Below are 18,544 nucleotides of genomic sequence, written 5' to 3'. Positions count from 1 at the left end.
CCTACGGGCTGCCGTTGCTCTCGCCTACATACGCCGGCCGTCCTCGTCCGTCGGCGGGTCCAGCAGGGCATGGAGGCCCACCAGTGCCGTTACGAGCCGCGGGTCCCAGCCTTCCTCGTGGACCTGGTACTCGTCGGCGACGCCGCGATACGTGAGGTGGGCGCGGTGGCCGCCCTCGCGCCAGATCAGGCGGCGCGGGGTGCCGACCCAAGCGGCGTCGTCCAGGAGCATCGCGGGGACGGCACCGATGAGGACGTTGACCGGCAGGTAGGCCAGCCACACCGCCCACCACAGCAGCCGTCCGCGGTAGGCGCGGACCGCCGGGCCGGTGGCCGGCTGGATGTCCCAGATCGCTCGGCGGAAGCGGCGGCGGCGTCGGGTGATCCGGCCCAGCAGGGCGCCGTGCTCATCGTCGATGCGGTGCACCGAATGCCGCTTGCCGTCCCGTTCCGTCGTCGCGTGCACGATCGGCTTGAAGTCGATGTCCTCGATCCGGAAGTCGCTCCCCGGATCGAGGGTCCGCACCAGCCAGCCGATGGTGTCGGCGCTCCCCGACCCGTTGTCGCGGCTCACCTTGTGCGGTGGGCCGTTCTGCACCTGCACCAGGCTGTACGTCCAATGGCTGCGCGACATGTGCAGCACCCTAAGGCCCGCGCTACGACCCCGGGTTCGCCGCCCAGAAGTCCGCCAGCGCAGCCGCGGTCTCCGCCGGGCGCTCCGCGTTCGGGGAGTGTTCCGCGCCGGTGATCACCGTGCGGTGGGCGGTGAGGCGCTCGGCCATGTCGTCCAGGAGGTGTACCGGCCATGCGTAGTCCACGGCGCCCGAGATCACGTGCTTCGGGAGCGGGGTGGTCGCGAGTTCCGCGACGCGGTCCGGGGCCGTTGCCAACTGGCGGGCTGTGGCGAGGAGTTGCGCGCGCTGTGTGGTGTGCCAGCGGCGGCGGAGAAAGTCGCCGATCGTGTCCGGGGTGCGGTCGTCCGCGGCCTCCGGGGGGTCGAGGGCGCGCATGGCCTGCCAGATGTCGGCCATCGGCATCGTGCGCAGCGCGTCCGTGAGCAGCTTCAGCCGCTGCTGCTGGCCCTCGGCCACGGCGGCCGGGCCCGAGCTCAGGAGCGTGAGCGAGGCGAAGGGGGACGGGGACTCGGACGGGTCCAGGAGCACCGCGGTGCGGGCGATGTGGCCGCCGAGGGAGTGGCCGAGGAGGTGCAGCGGGCCGGGCCCGGCGTCCCGTACCGCCGCCGCCTGCGCCCGCACGTCGCGGGCCAGGGCCTCCTGCGCGTACGCCGCCTCGTCGTCCTCCGGGCCCGGCGTCTCGTACTGGCCGCGGCCGTCCACCGCCACCGCCCGGTAGCCGGCCGCGGCGAGCGGTTCCAGCAGCGCGATGAAGTCTTCCTTGCTCCCCGTGAAGCCGGGGATGAGCAGCACGGTCCCCAGGCGGCCCGTACCGGCGTCGAGGGCCGCGAAGGTGCCGCGGGAGGTCGCGAGACGGGTGGCGGTGGCCCCGGCGGGCAGGTCGAGGAAGGGCGGCTTGCTCATACGGGGAGGCTACAAGGGCCCGCTTGCCACCGCGGTACGGCTACAGCCCCCGCGCCCCCGGCCCGAAGCGCTCCCCCAGCCGGTCGCCCGTATTCGCCAGCGCGCAGGCATCGATGGACAGGCAGCCGCAGCCGATGCACAGCGTGAGGTTGTCGCGGAGGCGTTCCAGGCGCTGGATGCGGTCGTTGAGTTCGTCGCGCCAGTTCTCGGACAGACGGGCCCAGTCGTCGCGGGTCGGGGTGCGCTCCTCCGGCAGCAGGGACAGCGCCTCGCGGATGTCCGCGAGGGGGATGCCGACTCGCTGGGCGGCGCGGATGAAGGCCACCCGGCGGAGCGTGTCGCGGCTGTAGCGGCGCTGGTTGCCGCTGGTCCTGCGGCTGCTGATCAGCCCCTCCCGCTCGTAGAACCGCAGGGCGGAGTGCGGGACGCCGCTGCGGTCGGCGAGCTCGCCGATGGTGGCTTCCGTGGCCTCCGGGGAGAGGTGGTGCTGGATCATGCGCTCCAGGCTAACTCAGGACCTCAACCGCGGTTTAGCTTCTTACAGCGGCTTCTTACGCCAGCTCCCTCCGGAGATACGCCGCCGTCCGGCTCCCCTCCGCCTCCGCCACCTCCGCCGGCGTCCCGGCCGCCACGATCCGCCCGCCCTCCGCGCCGCCGCCAGGCCCCAGGTCGAGCACCCGGTCCGCCCCCGCGACCACCCCCATGTCGTGCTCCACGACAACGACCGAATTCCCCGCGTCGACCAGCCCGTGCAGCTGCCGCAGCAGCACCTGCGTGTCCGCCGGGTGCAGCCCGGTCGTCGGCTCGTCAAGCAGGTACAGCGTGTGCCCGCGATGCGCCCGCTGCAGCTCCGCCGCGAGCTTGATCCGCTGCGCCTCGCCGCCGGAGAGCTCGGTGGCGGGCTGGCCGAGCCGCAGATAGCCGAGGCCGACGTCCCGCAGGGTGCGCAGCGACCGCACCGCCGGCCGTACGTCCGCCAGGAAGTCGGCCGCCGCGTCGACCGTCAGGTCGAGCACATCCGCGATGGTGGCGCCGCGGTAGCGGACCGACAGGGTCTGAGCGTTGTAGCGGGTGCCGCCGCACTCCTCGCAGGGCTTGTACGTGCCCGGCAGGAAGAGCAGCTCGACCGAGACGAAGCCCTCGCCCTGGCAGACGGGGCAGCGGCCCGCGGCGACGTTGAACGAGAAGCGGGAGGCGGTGAAGCCGCGCGCCTTCGCCTCGTCGGTGGCCGCGAAGACCTTGCGTACGGTGTCGAAGAGGCCGGTGTAGGTGGCCAGGTTGGAGCGGGGCGTACGGCCGATGGGCTTCTGGTCGACCTGGACGAGGCGGTCGACGGCCTGCTCGGCCCCGGCCGCGATCTCGCCCACCAGCGTCGACTTCCCCGAGCCCGACACCCCGGTCACCGCGGTGAAGACCCCGAGCGGCACGTCCACATCCAGATCCCGCAGATTGTGCCGAGTGATCCCCCGCAGCCGCAGCCACTCCGCCGGCTCCCGCCCGGCCGCACGCTGCCGCTCGCTGACCTGCTCGCCCTCGAAGAGGAAGCCGCGCGTCCGCGACTCCGCAACCTCCGCCAGCCCCGCCACCGGCCCGCTGTAGAGCACCTCCCCGCCGTGCTCCCCCGCCCGCGGCCCGACGTCCACGATCCAGTCGGCCCGCCGTACGACATCCATGTCGTGCTCGACCACGAAGAGCGAGTTGCCCGCCTCCCGCAGCCGCCCCAGCACGCCCAGCAGCGCCTCCCCGTCGGCGGGGTGCAGCCCGGCGGACGGCTCGTCCAGTACGTACACGACCCCGAAAAGACCCGACCGCAGCTGAGTGGCGAGCCGCAGCCGCTGCAGCTCGCCGGTGGAGAGGGTCGGGGTGGCGCGGTCCATGCTCAGGTAGCCGAGGCCCAGCTCGGCGAGCACCTCGATGCGGGCGACGAGGTCGCGGGCGAGGAGGGTGGCCGCCTCGTCGTCGGGGCCCGCGGCCGGTTTACGGAGGAGGTCGGCGAGGGCGGCGACGGGGAGTGCCGCGAGGTGGGCGATGTCACGCCCTGCGAAGCGGACGGCGAGGGCGGCGCGGCCGAGACGCCGGGCGCCGCACTCCGGGCAGTCGGCGCTGACCAGGAAGGATTCGGCGCGGCGGCGCAGCGGCTCGCTCTTGGAGTCGGCGAAGGTGTGCAGGACGTAGCGCTTGGCGCTCTGGTACGTGCCCTGGTACGGGCGGTGGATGCGGTGGGCCTCGCGCTGCGGGTGGACGGTGACGACGGGCTGCTCGTCAGTGAAGAGGATCCAGTCGCGGTCGGCCTGCGGCAGCTCGCGCCAGGGGCGGTCGAGGTCGTAACCGAGGGCGCCGAGGATGTCGCGGAGGTTCTTGCCCTGCCAGGCGCCGGGCCAGGCGGCGATGGCGCCGTCGCGGATGGACAGCGACGGATCGGGGACCAGCGACCCCTCGGTCGCCTCGTGGACGCGGCCGAGGCCGTGGCAGGTGGGGCAGGCGCCGACGGCCGTATTCGGGGAGAAGGCGTCGGAGTCGAGGCGGTCGGCGCCCGGCGGGTACTCCCCCGCGCGGGAGAAGAGCATGCGGAGGGAGTTGGAGAGGGTGGTGAGGGTGCCGACCGAGGAGCGGGAGGTGGGCGCGCCGCGCTGCTGCTGGAGGGCGACGGCGGGTGGCAGGCCGCTGATCTCCTCGACCCGCGGTGCACCCACCTGGTGGATCAGGCGGCGGGCATACGGGGCGACGCTCTCGAAGTAGCGGCGCTGCGCCTCGGCGTAGATCGTGCCGAAGGCGAGGGAGGACTTGCCGGAGCCGGAAACGCCGGTGAAGGCGACCAGGGCGTCGCGCGGGATGTCGGCGTCGACGGCCTTGAGGTTGTGCTCGCGGGCGCCGCGGACCCGGACGAATCGGTCATGCATGCCGTCGATTGTCGCAGGTTGTCGCAGGTCAGGCCGCCGAGATCATCCTCGACGAGAAAGTTTCTTTAGCGTAGGGAATGATTGGTGGCGCCATCTTGTTGTGAACGGAGGAAAACCGATCACGCTGGATCTAGACGAAGGGAGAAGTCGATGGACTTCGAGATCGTGCGCCTGGACGACATAGACGGCCGTGCCGTTGGTTCCACCGTCGTGGACGCCGCCTCCGTCGAACGCATCGTCCAGAAAGCGGCCGAGACAGGTCAGCGTCTGTACATCCGTCCGGCCGAGGAGGACCGCTTCGCGGCATGACCGCTAGGCGGCCTCGATGAAACCAGTGACGCCGTTCGCAATCTGCTGAACGGCGATCGCAGCCAGCAGCATGCCCGCCAGCCGGGTCACGAGCACGACCCCGCCCTCCTTGATCACCTTGATGATCAGCAGCGAATAGCGCATCGTCAGCCACAGCACGAGATGCATGGCGACGATCGCCGCCCAGACCGCGGCCAACTGGTTCGCGCCGTCCGCGTGCTGCACCGCGAGGATGACGGTGACGATCGCTCCGGGTCCGGCGAGCAGGGGCATCCCGAGGGGTACGAGGGCGGCGTTGACGTCTTTCGTCTGCGTCGGCTCCTCGGCCTTCCCGGTGAGCAGATCGAGCGAGATCAGCAGGAGCAGCAGCCCGCCCGCGATCATCAGCGCGGGGACGGAGACATGCAGATAGTCGAGGATCTGCTGACCGCCGACCGCGAAGACGGCGATCACGCCGAACGCGACCGCGACGGCCTGGAGAGCCATCTTGCGCTGGACCTTCAGGGGTCGGCCTGAGGTGAGCGCCAGGAAGATGGGCGTGGTGCCGGGCGGGTCCATGATCACGAAGAGGGTGACGAAGACCGACCCGAAGAGGGCGAGGTCAAACACACCCAAAAGCCTAAAGCCTTATTGATCTACTCTTTACACCCGCGCCGTACGGTCGCGGGTTTTTAGCTGTTCCGGACCGGCTCCGCGCCCGTGGCGCGATCGACGATCTCCTCGTAGACCTGCGGGTCCGTGGTGTTCTCGCCGAGGGCGATCACCTTGCGGCTGCCGTGATAGTCGCTGGAACCGGTGGCCAGCAGCCCGAGGTCGCCGGCCAGGCCGCGGAGCCGCTTACGGATATCGGCGTCGTGATCCATGTGATCAACCTCAATCCCGTCGAGCCCGGCCTCGGCGAGCCCGGCGATGGCCCCGACCGGCACGACGCGGCCGCGGGTCACGGCCTGCGGGTGCGCGAAGACCGTGACCCCGCCAGCGGCCTTGACCAGCTGGATCGCCTTGTACGGGTCGAGCTCGTGCTTGTGCGCGTACGCCCGGCCGCCATTGCCGATCCACTCATCGGTGAACGCGTCGCCGACTTCACCGATGGCTCCCGCCTCGACCATGGCGGTGGCGACATGCGGGCGGCCTACGGCGCCGTCCCCGGCGATCTCCTGAACCCGGGTCCAGGTGATGGGCACGCCGAGGCCGATGAGCTTGTCCGTCATGACCTGGGCGCGGCGGATGCGGTCGTTGCGGATGAGGTCGCGTTCGCGCTTCAGGTTCGGCTCGTCGGGGTCGAAGAGGTACGCGAGCATGTGCAGGCCGATGCCCTCGGGCTCCAGGCGGCAGGAGAGCTCGGCGCCAGTGACGAGGGTCAGGCCATCGGGGAGGGCGGCGATGGCTTCGGCGTAGCCGCCGGTGGTGTCGTGGTCGGTCAGCGCGACGACGTCCAGCCCGGCGGCCTTGGCGTTGGCGACCAGTTCGGCGGGAGTGTCGGTGCCGTCGGACGCGGTGGAGTGGGTGTGGAGGTCGATGCGCACGCCTTGCACCTTACGGTGCGGGTGCGCGGGGGCTTGCGTGGGTCCGCTGCGCGAGGGACTCCATGCGAACCCATTGTCCGATTTGCGCGATTAAGTACGTTTGCGTGTGTTAAATCGGAGGCTCCGGGCCCTCCGAGAGCAAAGAGCCACCTGCGCCTATGAAGCACCCCGAGCGAGGCCACCGCCGCCGTCGCGCCTTGTCAGGCGCGGTCGCGGCGGCGGTGCTGGGGGTGGGGCCGGTGGTGGTCTTGGCCGGCGGGATGGGTGGGGGGCTGGCGGCGGAGGGCGGCGGGCGGCTGGGGTCGGACGGCAGCGTTGCCGCCTTCGACGGCGGGGCGAGGGAGTCGGAAGGTCGTGCCGTCTTCGCCGGCCGAGCGCGTACCTCAGAGGGCCGCGCTGGCGCCGCCTTCTCGGCGCGGGCTTTGCGGGGCTTCACCGACTCGGCCAGCCGGGCGCGCACCTCGGACGGCCTCGCGGACTACGTCTTCCCGGCGCGGGCTTCGCGGGGCTTCACCGACTCCGCCGGCCAGGCGGCATCGGAGGGTGCCGCCGAGGGGCCCGGTGGCGAGTCGGATGACGGGCCGGGGGCGCAGGCTGCGGAGGGGGCGGCCGAGGGGCCCGGTGGTGAGTCGGACGACGGGCCCGGCGCGCATGCCGCCGAGGCGCCCGCTGGGCCGAGGCCGCCCGCGCCGGAGGCGGTGCAGCGGCCTGAGCCCGCGCCCGTACCGAAGCCGGAGCCCAGGCCTGAGCCGACCCGGCCGGAACCGCCCACGCCTGTCCGCCCCGAGCCGCCGGGGCCCGGCGAGCCGCCGCCCGCGCCGCCGGAGGCCGAGCCGGGGCCGGGGGCGCCTGACGCACCGGATGCGGCGGAAGCGCCTGCGCCCGGGGCTGCCGGTGCGGGTGCCGGGGCCGCCGGTGACGGAGGCGCGGCAGCCGAGGGCGGTGGTGCCGCGGGCGGCGCAGGTGCGGGTGCTGCCGGAGGCGGTGCTGCGGGTGGCGGGGCGGGGGCGGCCGGAGGCGGCGGTGCCGGGGGCGGAGGAGGCGCTGGAGCCGGCGGTGGCGGTGGCGGCGGCGCAGCCAGCGGTGGAGGTGCCGCAGCCGCAGCCGGGGCTGCACCCGCCCCCGGGGCCGCCCCCGCGCCCGGCGCTGCCCCCGCCGCTCCGCCCGCCGAGCGCGCTGGCCCGCGCGATCAGGCTCGCCAACAGCCCCGCCCCCGGCCCTTCTTCCACCCCGCTCCCGACAACAAATCCGCCACCCAAGCAGCCGCCCGCCCGCACCGCACCACCACCTCCCTCCTCCTCGTCATCGTCGTCCCCGCCCTGCTCGCCGCCGTCCTGCACCGCCCCCGCGGCCATCGCGCCCGGCCGTAGCTGCCGGTCCCAGCTGCCAGCCCTGGCTGCCGGCCGTAGATAGGAGCCCCCGATGTCCGACACGCTCGTCCTGACCTTCGTGCTGCTGGCGGCCGCCGCCGTCGTCGCGTTCATCGCGCTCGTACGGACCCGCCGCCGCGACGCCGCCTTCGATCCCGAAGCGACGCCGGACGTCATCGAGTACATGACGATGATGATCGGCGTGGTGTACGCCATCGTGCTCGGACTCGCCATCGCGGGTGTCTGGGATGCGAACGACGGCGCGCAGGACACGGTGAAGTCCGAGGCCTTCGCCCTGCATGAGATCAATGAGCAGGCCGCGGTGCTGCCCCCGGACGTACGGGACAAGCTGCGCGGCCAGGTGGACGCCTACGTCTCGTACGCCATCAACGACGAGTGGGACCAGATGGAAGACGGCCAGGGCCTCTCCGGGCGCGGCGACCGGCTGCTGGACCAGGTGCGCCAGACGGTCCAGGACTACCAGCCCCGCACCGAGGCGCAGAATCGCGCCTCCTACGCCCTCGCCGACCAGCTCACCACCGCCGACCAGGCTCGCAAGACGCGCGGGCTCGACGCCTCGCCGACGCTGCCGCAGCTGGTGTGGTTCGGGCTGATCGCGGGCGCCATCGTGTCGATCGGGATGGTCTTCGCGCTGCAGATCAGGCGTACGCCGCGGGAGCTGGTGCTCGCCGGGCTGTTCACCGCGCTGCTCGCCTTCCTGCTGGGGCTCGTATGGGTGCTCAATACGCCGTACGGACCCGGCGGCATCTCCATGACGGACGGGTTCAGCGAGCTCTTCCCATCCCTGGTGTGACTTCCAGAGCTCAGCCCAGTAGCCGCGGCGACAGCGCCCCGCACGGCAGCAGGTCGATCTCCGCGCCCGCGTCCCTGAGGTCGGTCAGCACCATCTCGTCGTACATCAGCAGCCCGGACTGCTCCGGCCACACGATCGCCCACAGCCACAGCCCACGGGCCTCGCCCGCGAACACCGCCCGGTCGTCCGGCGCGCCGCCCACATGCCACAGCGGTGTCGGGCGGCCGGCCGCGACGACCTTGGCGTGCGGGGGCTTGTCCGTACACATCGAGGGGCCGGGGTCGGGGCCGTCGATGCCCGCATAGCGCGCGCCCAGGCCGACGCCCAGCTCCTCGGCCACCAGCAGCAGTTCGCCGGGGCCGCCGAGCGGTCCTGGGCCCGAGCAGGCCACCGCCGTGGCCCGGCCGCCGCTGCGGTCGTCGCCCGCGGAGGCGACGCCGGTGAACAGCCAGCCGAGCGGCAGCGGCCACGGCATCCACACCGGCACCTCGGCGCGGTGCACGGCGACGCCGAGCGCCTCGACGCTCGGCGGGACCACAGGCTGCAGCGGCTGCACGGCTCCGTGCGTGCCGCACTGCCAGGAATCCGCGAAGAGACCGGGCGCCCGGACCCGCCCGCCGCACTTCGGGCAACTGGGTTCGCCCCTCATAGGGCCATACCGTCCTCCAAGGCCGGTCCGACGTCAAGGACGATCACCCGTCCGGCGGGGATAGATGTAACTTGCATTAATTAGGTTGTCTAATTTATGCTGGGCACATCTGAATGACCCGACAGGGCCGCACCGACAGGACACCGGAAGGGGACTTGCGCCCATGCACACCGCGGACCCACTCGACGAAGGCAGCGGAAGCCTGCTGAAGCAGCCGAAGGCCGTCTGGGCCACGGCGGGCGCGGCGGTCGTGGCGTTTATGGGGATCGGCCTGGTCGACCCGATCCTGCCTTCCATAGCCAAGGGGCTCGAGGCCACCCCGAGCCAGGTCTCCCTGCTCTTCACCTCGTACTTCCTGATCACCGCCGTCGCCATGCTGGTCACCGGCTTCGTCTCCAGCCGCATCGGCGGCAAGAAGACGCTGCTGACCGGGCTCGCCCTGGTCGTAGTCTTCGCCGGGCTCGCCGGCACCTCGGACACGGTCGGCCAGCTGGTCGGCTTCCGCGCCGGCTGGGGCCTCGGCAACGCCCTCTTCGTCTCCACCTCCCTCGCCGTGATCGTCGGCGCGGCGGCCGGCGGCAGCGCCGCCGCGATCCTGCTGTACGAGTCGGCGCTGGGCGTCGGCATGGCCTGCGGGCCGCTGGTCGGTGCGGTGCTCGGCGACGCCAGCTGGCGGTATCCGTTCTTCGGCACCGCGGCGCTGATGGCCATCGGCTTCCTCGCCATCACGGTCTTCCTGAAGGAGCAGCCGAAGCCCGCACGCAAGACCTCGCTGCTCGAACCCATCAAGGCCCTCGGCCACGGCGGCCTGGCCTCCACCGCCGCCTCCGCCTTCTTCTACAACTACGCCTTCTTCACGGTGCTGGCCTTCACCCCGTTCGTGCTGAACATGTCCCCGTACCGCTCCGGCGCCGTCTTCTTCGCCTGGGGCGTGCTGCTCGCGGTCTTCTCGGTGCTGGTGGCCCCGCGGCTGCAGGAACGCTTCGGCTCGCTGAAGGTGCTGGGCGGGTCGCTGGTGCTGCTGGCGGCGGTGCTCTTCGTGATCGGTTACGGCAGCCACACGGCGGCGATCGTGGGGACCATCGCCTCCGGCGCCTTCATCGGCGTGAACAACACCGTCTACACCGAACTCGCCCTCGGCGTCTCGGACGCCCCGCGCCCGGTGGCCTCGGCCGGCTACAACTTCGTCCGCTGGTTCGCCGCGGCGGCGGCCCCGTATCTGGCTCCGAAGATCGAGGAGTGGAGCAATATCCACATCCCGTTCGTGGTCGCGGCCCTCGCCGCGGTGGTCGGCGCGGTGATCGTGTGGGTGCGGCGCGGCTCGCTCACGCACGAGGTGGAGGACCACGCCCGTAACCAGGATGCGGAGCCGGTGCCGGCGACGGCTTGAGGGCTTAAGGGCCTGACCGGCCTGACGGCCCGGGGCTCCCGACTGGCCTGACCGGCCCAAATCCAGCCCCGCCACCCGGGAGTTTTCCCCTCCCCCGGGCGGCGGGGCTTTCACGTACGGCCCGGGGCAAGGCCGCACCCACCGCGCCCGACCCAGCCAAAATCAAGCCCGTCCGGCGATTGAGGACTTCCGCGCGCAGCGCAGGAAACCGCGCCGGCAGGCGCGAAGGTCACAGCGGGCCGGCCACCTCCTCGTACGCCTCCCGCAGCCGCCGAACCCCCTCGGCCAACTCCCCCACCCCCGCCACCGCGATAAAGCTCAGCCGTACGTACCCGGCAGGCGGCTCCGCCGGAAAGTACGGCCGCCCAGGCCCGACCGCCACCCCGCGCCGCAACGCGGCGGACATCAGCGCCGCCTCGTCCACCGCCTCCGGCAGCCGCAGCCAGACATGAAACCCACCGGCCGGGATATGAGTGATCACCGGACCTGCCGGACCTGCCGGACCTGCCGGCCCCGCCGCCCCGGACACCCCGAACTCCCGCACCAGCCCCGCCACCAGCGCCTCCCGGCGCACCCGCAGCTCCGCCGCGACCGTGCGCAGGTGGCGCTGCCACGCCGGTGCACCGACCAGCTCCAGCGTGGCCTCCTGCAGCGGGCGCGGCACGAAGAAGCTGTCGACCACCTGGATCGCCCGCAGCCGCTGCAGCGCAGGGCCCCGGGCGGCCAGCGCGCCGACGCGCAGGCTCGGGGAGGTCGCTTTCGTCAGGGAGTTGAGGTGGACCACCACGCCGTCCGTGTCCTGCGACGCGAGCGTCGGCGGCAGCGGCCCGGCGTCCTCATGTACCAGCCGCCGCGCGTAGTCGTCCTCGACCACGAAGGCCCCGGCCGCCCGCGCGATGCGCAGCACCTCCCGGCCGCGCTCGGCGCTCAGGACCGCCCCCGTCGGATTCTGGAACAGCGGCTGGCAGACGAACATCCGCGCCCCGCTCGCCCGGAACGCCTCCGCCAGCAATTCCGGCCGCACCCCCTCCGCATCCACCGGCACCGGCACCGGCCGCAGCCCGGAGGCGCGGGCGGCCGCCAGCATGCCCGCGTACGTCGGGGACTCCACCAGCACCGCCGCGCCCGGCGGCGCCAGGGCGCGCAGCGCCGCGGTCAGGGCACTCTGGCCGCCCGCGGTGATCAGCACCTCCGCCGCGGCCACCGACCCTGTCGCACCACCGATCTCGCGGGCGAACCACTCACGCAGCTCGGGCAGACCCTCAATGGGCGGCCGCTCCCAGGCGCCGGGGCGCCTGCCCGCCCGCGCGAGGGCCGCGGCCATGGCCCGTTCCGGCTGCAGGCTCGCGTGCAGATAGCCGCCGCTGAGCTCGAGCACGCCGGGCGGCGGGGTGGCGAGGGTGGCCAGTACGCCGGAGGCGTCCACGGATCGCGGCACCCCGCCGGCCGTCGTGTCGGCGCTCAGTGCGACGGTCTGCCAGGACGTATCGCCCTCCGGGACGCCGGCGGGGTGCGGCTCGGCGCGGAAGGCGCCCGCGCCCGGGCGGGTGCTGACGAGGCCCTCGGCGACGAGCGCGGCGAGGGCGCGGGAGACCGTGACCGGGCTGACGTGATGGCGCTCGACGAGCGCCCGGCTGGACGGCAGTTTCTCCCCGGGCGAGTAGCGCTTCAGCTCATCTCGCAGGGTGTTCGCCAATTCCTGCACACTGCTACGCTGTTGCATGACAGCACACGATAGCGCTATCGCCACGGGGACGATAGCGGTTCCAGGCACCGCCGCCCCGAGCGTCCTCCGCGGCACGATCCTCGCCGCGCTCGGCGTCGTCGCCTTCTCGCTCACCTTCCCCGGCACCGTGTGGGCGCTCGACGGCTTCGGACCCTGGTCCGTCACCATGACCCGGCTGGTGCTGGCGACCGCGCTGGTGGGGGTGGCGCTCGCGGTGCTGCGCGTGCGGCCCCCGGCCCGTAAGCACTGGGCGGGGCTGGCCGTCGTCGCCGCGGGCGTGGTGATCGGCTTCCCGCTCCTGACCACCCTCGCCCTCACCTCCTCCACCACCTCGCACGCCGCCGTCGTGGTCGGGCTGCTGCCGCTCACCACGGCCACGTATTCGGCGCTACGGACCGGCGCCCGGCACTCCCGCACCTTCTGGGCGGCGGCGCTCGCGGGAGCGGGTGCCGTGGTCGCGTTCACGCTCTCCGAGGGCGGCGGCGGGCTGAGCGTCGCGGATCTCTATCTCTTCGGGGCGCTGCTGATCTGCGCGGCCGGGTACGGGGAGGGCGGCCGGCTCGCCCGTACGATGCCCGGCTGGCAGGTCATCGGCTGGGCGCTGGTGCTGTGCCTGCCCATCTCCGTGCCCGGCGCCATCCTGGCGCTGAGCCAGGAGCCGGCCGAGCTGACCGGCCACACGATCGCCGGGCTGCTGTGGCTGGCCATCGGCTCGCAGGTGCTCGGCCTGGTCGTCTGGTACCGCGGCATGGCCCTGATCGGCATCGGCCGCGCCAGCCAGCTGCAACTGGCCCAGCCGCTGCTGACGCTGGTGTGGGCGGTGTCCCTGCTCGGCGAGAGCCTGGCCCCGGCGGCGCCGGTCACGGCCATCGTGGTGCTGGCGTGCATCGCGGTGACGCAGCGCAAGTGAGCTTCGGAGCCGCCTCAGCCCAAGTCCACAGCCCCGCGCAGCGGATCCCGCAGATCCGTCCCCCGCTCCAGCCAGCGCTCCTGAAGCGCCTCCGCGCCGTGGACGCGCTTCCAGGCGGCCTCGTTCGCCGTCATCGGCAGCAGCGGGAGAAAGCGGACCGGGTCCATCGGCTCGTCCAGTTCCAGGTCCTCGACCAGCCCGCCCGGCTCCGCGACCAGCACCGACGTGAACGGCGCGCCCGGCCACAGCGGTTCGCCGAGGTCGAGCGACGCGCCCGGGGCGACCACGATGCCCTCGACCTGTGGGGACGCCGCCAGCACGGCCAGCGGCTTCAGCACCTTGTCCGTATCCGCGCGGCCGCCCCGTACGGAAAGCACCAGCTCAGCGCGCGGGCCGCGGACCGGATCTGCGAGCGCGGCGGCCGGGTCGACCATCGGCTGCGCCGACATGCCGAGGGTTGCGTAACGCACCAGCGGGGACTCGGAAAAGCGCAGCACCTCAAGCGGTTCGGTGCCGAGGAAGGTGACCCCGGCCCGCGCCTCGGGTGCACCGAAAGCCGAGGTCAGGCGCGCCTCTACGAGCGCGAGTACATGTGCGGTCGCCATACGGCGAGCATAGAGCGCGTAAAGACCGTGCGGCGGGCGGCCGTACCGGGCTCCGTCGCTATGGTCGGCTGGTAACCTTGGCAGGCGATCGAAGGGGGCAGAGTTTGCCCCGGATCGCACGACGGCAAACGTCCCCATCGAGGGACCGGACCGGAGGAGGTGGCGCTGAGGTGGACCCTAGTCGACCTTGCAGTACCAACCGCTCTTCCGTCCCACCCTTCGCCTGCTGAGGATTCTCAAGGGTTCCCCTTCCTCCGGCACGCCCGTCCGACGGTTGAGCAGCTGTTCCACGCACCAGCCACTGCACACCAGCCGCCCCGTGATCTTCAGCGGTGCCCGCTTTGCGGACGTACGGGTTCAACGACGAACGTAGGTCCCCATTCCGGGCAGTGCTGCCCCCATTCGCGCGGCGGCAGGATCCGCGAAGGAGCCTGCCCATGTCGATGATCCGCGACCTGCGAGCCGCCGTCCGTCCCGTCCGTCAGCGGGGCAAGTCGGCGTACACCTACGACCTCACCCGCGACTTCTCCACCGGCAGCGCCATTGTCGACTGCGCGGTCTACCGCAACGGCCGCCGCGTCACCGAGCGCCTCTCCCCCGCCGAGGCGATGAAGTCGGTCCGGTCCACCGGCGGCTTCGCCTGGATCGGCCTGCACGAGCCGACCGAGGACGAGTTCCAGGGCATCGCCAAGGAGTTCGGCCTGCACCCGCTGGCCGTCGAGGACGCCATCCAGGCGCACCAGCGGCCGAAGCTGGAGCCGTACGACGGCTCGCTCTTCACCGTCTTCAAGACCATCCATTACGTGGAGCACGCCGAGCTCACCGCCACCAGCGAGGTGGTGGAGACCGGCGAGGTCATGTGCTTCACCGGCCGGGACTTCATCATCACCGTCCGGCACGGCGGCCAGGGCTCGCTGCGTTCCCTCCGGCACCGCCTGGAGGACGACTCCGAGCTGCTGTCCAAGGGCCCGAGCGCCGTGCTGCACGCGATCGCCGACCAGATCGTGGACTCGTACCTCTGCGTCGCCGACGCCGTGCAGACCGACATCGACGAGGTCGAGATCGACGTCTTCTCCCCCGGCGGCTCCCGCGGCCGGCGCGGCGGCGACGCCGGGCGGGTGTATCAGCTCAAGCGCGAGGTGCTGGAGTTCAAGCGGGCGGTGGCCCCGCTGCTGCGGCCCATGCAGCAGCTGTCCGAGCGGCCGATGCGGTTCGTCGACTCGGAGATCCAGAAGTACTTCCGGGATGTGGCGGATCACGTGGCGCGGGTGCACGAGCAGGTGGCGTCCTTCGACGACCTGCTCAACTCCATCCTCCAGGCCAACCTGGCCCAGGCGACCGTCGCGCAGAACGAGGACATGCGCAAGATCACCTCGTGGGCGGCCATCTTCGCCGTACCGACGATGATCGCCGGGATCTACGGGATGAACTTCGACTACATGCCGGAGCTGCAGTGGCGCTACGGCTACCCGGCGGTGATGGTCGTGATCGCCGCCATCTGCTTCAGCATCCACCGCGGCTTCCGGCGCAACGGCTGGCTGTAGCCACCACTAGTACGCTCGGCGTATGACCCTGATCGGCAACGCCCTGATCGAAGAAGCCGCCAAGAAGTCCGGCCTGCTCTGGATCGAGGGCCGCGCCCTGTGGCACGTATGGCACGAGGGGGCCGTCCACATCGTCGGCGACGGCCCCACCGAGCAGCCGCTCGACGGCCTCGCCGACGGCGGCACCGCCGTCATCGTCGCCCGTAGCAAGGACAAGGGCGGCCGGCTCGTCTCCTGGTCCACCCGGATCACCGAACTCGCCCCGGACAGCGACGCCTGGCAGGCCGCCGCCGCCGACCTCAAGGGCAAGCGGCTCAACGCCCACGACGGCGAAAAGGCCGTCGAGCGCTGGGCGAGGGAGTGCCGGCTGCTGCGCCTGGAGGCTTCGGGCCCGGCCGATACGGAGTCGCCGGCCGGCTCGCTCGCCGCCCCGCCGGCCGCATCCCCCGCGGTCACCCGCCGGCCGATCCCGCGGGCGCTGCCGCGGCTGCTGTTCGGGCGCGGCAAGAACCGCGGCTGACGGCACCGGGGTTACGAGTTGACCTGGTCCCCGTAATCCACGACATCGTCCTTCTGCGGCGGGTTGACCGCGAACTCCTCGCCCCACTGCGCCAGTTCCACGACCCCGGCGCCGCCGGCCCGCTCCAGCCGCAGCGGATACGGCGTGCCCTCCAGCGACACATCCAGCGTGCCGCCCTTGCCGCCGCCCGCCGCCAGCTGGATGGTCCGTACGCCGCCGACCTCGCCGCGGTCGCCGGCCTCCACCTTGCCGTGCATGGACAGCAGGCCGTCCAGCAGCACCTGCATCTGCGTGAAGCCGGACAGCTGCTTGTACGAGGCGTCGTCGCCCGGCACCCGCACGTACTTGCCGCTGAGCTTCTCCGCGGCGGCCTTGTCGGCCTTGGAGTCGGTGTTCTTCTCGCCGGCCGACTGCTTCATCCAGAAGTCGCTGCCGGCCTTCATGTACAGCGTCTTGTCCATGCGCAGCAGCGTGAACGTGCCGTCCTTGGACGACACCTCGCCGGTGCCGCCGTCCCGGGTGAGCCGCATGTCCAGCTTGTAGACCCGGCCGGAGCTGACGACGCTGCCCTCAAGCCGTACGGACGAGGCCTTGCCCGCGGCGGCCAGGGTCTTGTCTCTGATCTCGGAGGCGGACAGCTTGCCGACACCGTTGGTGCCCTCGTCGGGATCGTCGCCACAACCTGTCACCGCAGTGAGCACCGCGGCGCAGAGCACTGCCGCCGGTGCCGCTGCTTTCCTCATCACGCGGTGCAGCGTACCGGTCGAGTGATGGACCTGACTTTCCTGCCCTGCCCACCGCCGCCGTACGCTTGGGGCATGGCTCCCACAGAAGACGGCGTGCGTGCCGCGCTCGCCACGGTGAACGACCCGGAGATCCACCGGCCGATCACCGAACTCGGCATGGTCAAGTCGGTAGAGATCGGGGCGGATGGCTCCGTCGCCGTGACCGTGTATCTCACCATCTCGGGCTGTCCGATGCGGGAGACGATCACGCAACGGGTAACCGACGCCGTACAGGGCGTTGAGGGTGTGACGTCTGTCACAGTTGAGCTCGATGTGATGAGCGACGAGCAGCGCAAGGAGCTCGCCACCGCGCTGCGCGGCGGCACCGCCGAGCGCGAGATCCCGTTCGCCAAGCCGGGCAGCCTCACGCGGGTGTACTGCGTGGCGTCCGGCAAGGGCGGCGTCGGCAAGTCGTCCGTTACGGTCAACCTCGCCGCCGCGATGGCCGCCGACGGGCTGAAGGTCGGCGTCGTGGACGCGGACATCTACGGCCACTCCGTGCCCCGCATGCTCGGCGCCGACGGCAAGCCCACCCAGGTCGAGAACATGATCATGCCGCCGGCGGCGAACGGCGTGAAGGTCATCTCCATCGGCATGTTCACCCCGGGCAATGCCCCGGTGGTCTGGCGCGGCCCGATGCTGCACCGCGCGCTGCAGCAGTTCCTCGCGGACGTCTACTGGGGCGACCTCGACGTGCTGCTCCTCGACCTGCCGCCGGGCACCGGCGACATCGCGATCTCGGTCGCGCAGCTGATCCCGAATGCCGAGATCCTCGTCGTGACGACCCCGCAGCAGGCGGCGGCCGAGGTTGCCGAGCGCGCGGGCGCCATCGCGGTCCAGACCCACCAGAAGATCGTCGGCGTCGTCGAGAACATGGCGGGCCTGCCCTGCCCGCACTGCGGCGAGATGGTCGACGTCTTCGGCACCGGCGGCGGCGAGCGCGTCGCCGAGGGCCTGACGAAGACCACCGGCGCGGACGTGCCGGTGCTCGGCTCGATCCCGATCGACGTCCGCCTCCGCGAGGGCGGCGACGAAGGCAAGCCCGTGGTCCTGACGGACCCGGACTCCGCGGCGGGCAAGGCCCTGCGCGCGGTGGCGGGCAAGCTGGGCGGCCGCCAGCGCGGCCTGTCGGGCATGACGCTGGGGCTCACGCCCCGGAACAAGTTCTGAGCGTGTGGGCCCCTTTCACGGGGCCCACACCGCCTCATTCCGTATAGCTCGCGATGTCCTTGATCACGCTGAAGGCGAGCCCGTACGCGCTCATTCCGCGCCCGTACGCCCCCAGGTGCACGCTGTTCTGCGTGGACCCGGCGAGCACCCACCCGTACTCGGACTCGCGGTAGTGGAAGGGCACCGGCTCCCCGTCGACCGGCAGGGCGAGCGTCGACCAGCCCGGGCCCTCCAGGTCGTCGGCGAGCTCCCACGCCACGGCGGTCTGCTGGCCCAGCCAGTCCTCGCGCATGGAGCGCTCCATATGCTGCGGCCAGGTGCAGCTCAGCAGCCCGGAGCCGGCCAGCCACGCCGCCGAGGACACCGACGTCGCGTCGAGCACGCCTGTGCCGTCCGCGGAGCGCCGCACCGGGCGGCTCGCCACCGTCGCCACCACCGTGAAGCGGTGGTCGCGCATGCCGGCCTCGGCCACGAAGGACGGCTCGTCGCCGTGCCCCACCGAGCCGTGCTCGATCTCGCCGTCCGCCGCGCTGCCGGTCCGCAGCAGCCAGCGGCGGCCCGTAAAGGCCTCGTCCAGTCCGTACCAGGCGAACGACGCCCGCAGATACTCGTCGACCCCCCGCGGCCCGGACTCATGAGAGGTCCCGGACCGACTCGTCGTCTCCACTGCGCACAGCCTCCTAGACCGCCCAATTCAAGAATGGTCACCGAGACAGGAGGATAACCACCCGCATACGGGCGGACAGGCATCTGGTCTGATATCTGAGCCGATCAGGTGGCGATCAGGCC

General features: G+C 72.1%; 19 protein-coding genes. 8 read left to right on the top strand and 11 right to left on the bottom strand.

Translation table 11 applies throughout. The annotated features are described in order from the left end of the window. Window positions 1-24: 24 nt before the first annotated feature. The 4 genes from ACNNMR_RS29025 to ACNNMR_RS29010 are packed head-to-tail and all read right to left on the bottom strand — an operon-like array spanning window position 25 to window position 4,437. Window positions 25-633: a hypothetical protein gene (locus tag ACNNMR_RS29025; RefSeq protein WP_419997628.1), complete on the bottom strand. Its 609-nt coding sequence runs from the start codon at window positions 631-633 to the stop codon at window positions 25-27. 22 nt (window positions 634-655) lie between these two features. Next, window positions 656-1,537, bottom strand: coding sequence for an alpha/beta fold hydrolase (locus tag ACNNMR_RS29020; protein ID WP_419997627.1), 882 nt, complete (start codon window positions 1,535-1,537; stop codon window positions 656-658). 40 nt (window positions 1,538-1,577) lie between these two features. After that, window positions 1,578-2,033: a redox-sensitive transcriptional activator SoxR gene (soxR, locus tag ACNNMR_RS29015; RefSeq protein ID WP_419997626.1), complete on the bottom strand. Its 456-nt coding sequence runs from the start codon at window positions 2,031-2,033 to the stop codon at window positions 1,578-1,580. Between the two features lie 55 nt (window positions 2,034-2,088). Further along, window positions 2,089-4,437, bottom strand: coding sequence for an ATP-binding cassette domain-containing protein (locus ACNNMR_RS29010; RefSeq protein ID WP_419997625.1), 2,349 nt, complete (start codon window positions 4,435-4,437; stop codon window positions 2,089-2,091). Window positions 4,438-4,587: 150 nt separating this feature from the next. Between ACNNMR_RS29010 and ACNNMR_RS29005 the strand changes: the two genes are divergently transcribed. Further along, window positions 4,588-4,746, top strand: coding sequence for a hypothetical protein (locus tag ACNNMR_RS29005; protein ID WP_419997624.1), 159 nt, complete (start codon window positions 4,588-4,590; stop codon window positions 4,744-4,746). Between the two features lie 3 nt (window positions 4,747-4,749). Here the strand turns inward: ACNNMR_RS29005 and ACNNMR_RS29000 are convergent, their stop codons facing one another. Together ACNNMR_RS29000 and ACNNMR_RS28995 are read right to left on the bottom strand one after the other, a co-directional pair. Continuing rightward, on the bottom strand, window positions 4,750-5,355 hold the full coding sequence (locus ACNNMR_RS29000) for a MarC family protein (protein ID WP_419997623.1): 606 nt from the start codon (window positions 5,353-5,355) through the stop codon (window positions 4,750-4,752). Between the two features lie 62 nt (window positions 5,356-5,417). Beyond that, entirely contained in the window at window positions 5,418-6,272 is an 855-nt protein-coding gene (locus ACNNMR_RS28995) for a PHP domain-containing protein (RefSeq protein WP_419997622.1), read from the bottom strand. A gap of 158 nt (window positions 6,273-6,430) precedes the next feature. Between ACNNMR_RS28995 and ACNNMR_RS28990 the strand changes: the two genes are divergently transcribed. Together ACNNMR_RS28990 and ACNNMR_RS28985 are read left to right on the top strand one after the other, a co-directional pair. Then, window positions 6,431-7,642: a hypothetical protein gene (locus ACNNMR_RS28990; RefSeq protein ID WP_419997621.1), complete on the top strand. Its 1,212-nt coding sequence runs from the start codon at window positions 6,431-6,433 to the stop codon at window positions 7,640-7,642. A gap of 52 nt (window positions 7,643-7,694) precedes the next feature. Further along, window positions 7,695-8,456: a hypothetical protein gene (locus ACNNMR_RS28985; RefSeq protein ID WP_419997620.1), complete on the top strand. Its 762-nt coding sequence runs from the start codon at window positions 7,695-7,697 to the stop codon at window positions 8,454-8,456. A gap of 10 nt (window positions 8,457-8,466) precedes the next feature. Here the strand turns inward: ACNNMR_RS28985 and ACNNMR_RS28980 are convergent, their stop codons facing one another. Further along, window positions 8,467-9,105 (bottom strand): DUF6758 family protein, encoded by a 639-nt coding sequence (locus tag ACNNMR_RS28980; RefSeq protein WP_419997619.1) that lies wholly within the window; start codon window positions 9,103-9,105, stop codon window positions 8,467-8,469. Window positions 9,106-9,268: 163 nt separating this feature from the next. Here ACNNMR_RS28980 and ACNNMR_RS28975 point away from each other — a divergent pair, with 163 nt between their 5' ends. Further along, complete coding sequence (locus ACNNMR_RS28975; RefSeq protein WP_419997618.1) at window positions 9,269-10,495, top strand: MFS transporter; 1,227 nt, start codon at window positions 9,269-9,271, stop codon at window positions 10,493-10,495. Between the two features lie 229 nt (window positions 10,496-10,724). On the opposite strand, the gene ACNNMR_RS28970 is transcribed toward ACNNMR_RS28975, so the two are convergent. Beyond that, window positions 10,725-12,218, bottom strand: a complete 1,494-nt coding sequence (locus tag ACNNMR_RS28970; protein WP_419997617.1) for a PLP-dependent aminotransferase family protein — start codon at window positions 12,216-12,218, stop codon at window positions 10,725-10,727. On the opposite strand from ACNNMR_RS28970, the gene ACNNMR_RS28965 reads away from it, so the two are divergent. Then, on the top strand, window positions 12,217-13,131 hold the full coding sequence (locus tag ACNNMR_RS28965) for a DMT family transporter (protein WP_419997616.1): 915 nt from the start codon (window positions 12,217-12,219) through the stop codon (window positions 13,129-13,131). The genes ACNNMR_RS28970 and ACNNMR_RS28965 overlap by 2 nt on opposite strands. Window positions 13,132-13,145: 14 nt before the next feature. Here ACNNMR_RS28965 and ACNNMR_RS28960 read toward each other — a convergent pair whose 3' ends face one another. Further along, entirely contained in the window at window positions 13,146-13,736 is a 591-nt protein-coding gene (locus tag ACNNMR_RS28960; protein WP_419997615.1) for a suppressor of fused domain protein, read from the bottom strand. Window positions 13,737-14,173: 437 nt separating this feature from the next. Here ACNNMR_RS28960 and ACNNMR_RS28955 point away from each other — a divergent pair, with 437 nt between their 5' ends. Then, a complete protein-coding gene (locus ACNNMR_RS28955; RefSeq protein ID WP_419997614.1) occupies window positions 14,174-15,280 on the top strand; it encodes a magnesium and cobalt transport protein CorA in 1,107 nt (368 codons plus the stop codon). Window positions 15,281-15,302: 22 nt separating this feature from the next. Continuing rightward, window positions 15,303-15,800 (top strand): hypothetical protein, encoded by a 498-nt coding sequence (locus ACNNMR_RS28950; protein WP_419997613.1) that lies wholly within the window; start codon window positions 15,303-15,305, stop codon window positions 15,798-15,800. 11 nt (window positions 15,801-15,811) lie between these two features. On the opposite strand, the gene ACNNMR_RS28945 is transcribed toward ACNNMR_RS28950, so the two are convergent. After that, window positions 15,812-16,543: a hypothetical protein gene (locus ACNNMR_RS28945; protein ID WP_420000514.1), complete on the bottom strand. Its 732-nt coding sequence runs from the start codon at window positions 16,541-16,543 to the stop codon at window positions 15,812-15,814. Window positions 16,544-16,618: 75 nt separating this feature from the next. Between ACNNMR_RS28945 and ACNNMR_RS28940 the strand changes: the two genes are divergently transcribed. Beyond that, a complete protein-coding gene (locus ACNNMR_RS28940) occupies window positions 16,619-17,755 on the top strand; it encodes an Mrp/NBP35 family ATP-binding protein (protein WP_419997612.1) in 1,137 nt (378 codons plus the stop codon). Between the two features lie 34 nt (window positions 17,756-17,789). Here the strand turns inward: ACNNMR_RS28940 and ACNNMR_RS28935 are convergent, their stop codons facing one another. Beyond that, window positions 17,790-18,422, bottom strand: a complete 633-nt coding sequence (locus ACNNMR_RS28935) for a hypothetical protein (RefSeq protein WP_419997611.1) — start codon at window positions 18,420-18,422, stop codon at window positions 17,790-17,792. Between the last annotated feature and the right edge of the window lie 122 nt (window positions 18,423-18,544).

It is taken from the genome of Streptomyces boninensis, assembly GCF_048572725.1.
In the GTDB taxonomy this organism is placed as follows: domain Bacteria; phylum Actinomycetota; class Actinomycetes; order Streptomycetales; family Streptomycetaceae; genus Streptomyces; species Streptomyces boninensis.
Note: the sequence above shows the minus strand (reverse complement) of the source record. Positions and strands in the feature narration are given on the sequence as shown.

Coding starts and splice junctions, on each gene's coding strand:
- ACNNMR_RS28985 (WP_419997620.1), top strand. CDS start 7,695: ATGTCCGACACGCTCGTCCTGACCTTCGTGCTGCTGGCGGCCGCCGCC.
- ACNNMR_RS28940 (WP_419997612.1), top strand. CDS start 16,619: ATGGCTCCCACAGAAGACGGCGTGCGTGCCGCGCTCGCCACGGTGAAC.
- ACNNMR_RS29025 (WP_419997628.1), bottom strand. CDS start 633: ATGTCGCGCAGCCATTGGACGTACAGCCTGGTGCAGGTGCAGAACGGC.
- ACNNMR_RS28955 (WP_419997614.1), top strand. CDS start 14,174: ATGTCGATGATCCGCGACCTGCGAGCCGCCGTCCGTCCCGTCCGTCAG.
- ACNNMR_RS28945 (WP_420000514.1), bottom strand. CDS start 16,543: ATGAGGAAAGCAGCGGCACCGGCGGCAGTGCTCTGCGCCGCGGTGCTC.
- ACNNMR_RS28990 (WP_419997621.1), top strand. CDS start 6,431: ATGAAGCACCCCGAGCGAGGCCACCGCCGCCGTCGCGCCTTGTCAGGC.
- ACNNMR_RS29005 (WP_419997624.1), top strand. CDS start 4,588: ATGGACTTCGAGATCGTGCGCCTGGACGACATAGACGGCCGTGCCGTT.
- ACNNMR_RS28960 (WP_419997615.1), bottom strand. CDS start 13,736: ATGGCGACCGCACATGTACTCGCGCTCGTAGAGGCGCGCCTGACCTCG.
- ACNNMR_RS28975 (WP_419997618.1), top strand. CDS start 9,269: ATGCACACCGCGGACCCACTCGACGAAGGCAGCGGAAGCCTGCTGAAG.
- ACNNMR_RS29020 (WP_419997627.1), bottom strand. CDS start 1,537: ATGAGCAAGCCGCCCTTCCTCGACCTGCCCGCCGGGGCCACCGCCACC.
- ACNNMR_RS28965 (WP_419997616.1), top strand. CDS start 12,217: ATGACAGCACACGATAGCGCTATCGCCACGGGGACGATAGCGGTTCCA.
- ACNNMR_RS29010 (WP_419997625.1), bottom strand. CDS start 4,437: ATGCATGACCGATTCGTCCGGGTCCGCGGCGCCCGCGAGCACAACCTC.
- soxR (WP_419997626.1), bottom strand. CDS start 2,033: ATGATCCAGCACCACCTCTCCCCGGAGGCCACGGAAGCCACCATCGGC.
- ACNNMR_RS28970 (WP_419997617.1), bottom strand. CDS start 12,218: ATGCAACAGCGTAGCAGTGTGCAGGAATTGGCGAACACCCTGCGAGAT.
- ACNNMR_RS28950 (WP_419997613.1), top strand. CDS start 15,303: ATGACCCTGATCGGCAACGCCCTGATCGAAGAAGCCGCCAAGAAGTCC.
- ACNNMR_RS28980 (WP_419997619.1), bottom strand. CDS start 9,105: ATGAGGGGCGAACCCAGTTGCCCGAAGTGCGGCGGGCGGGTCCGGGCG.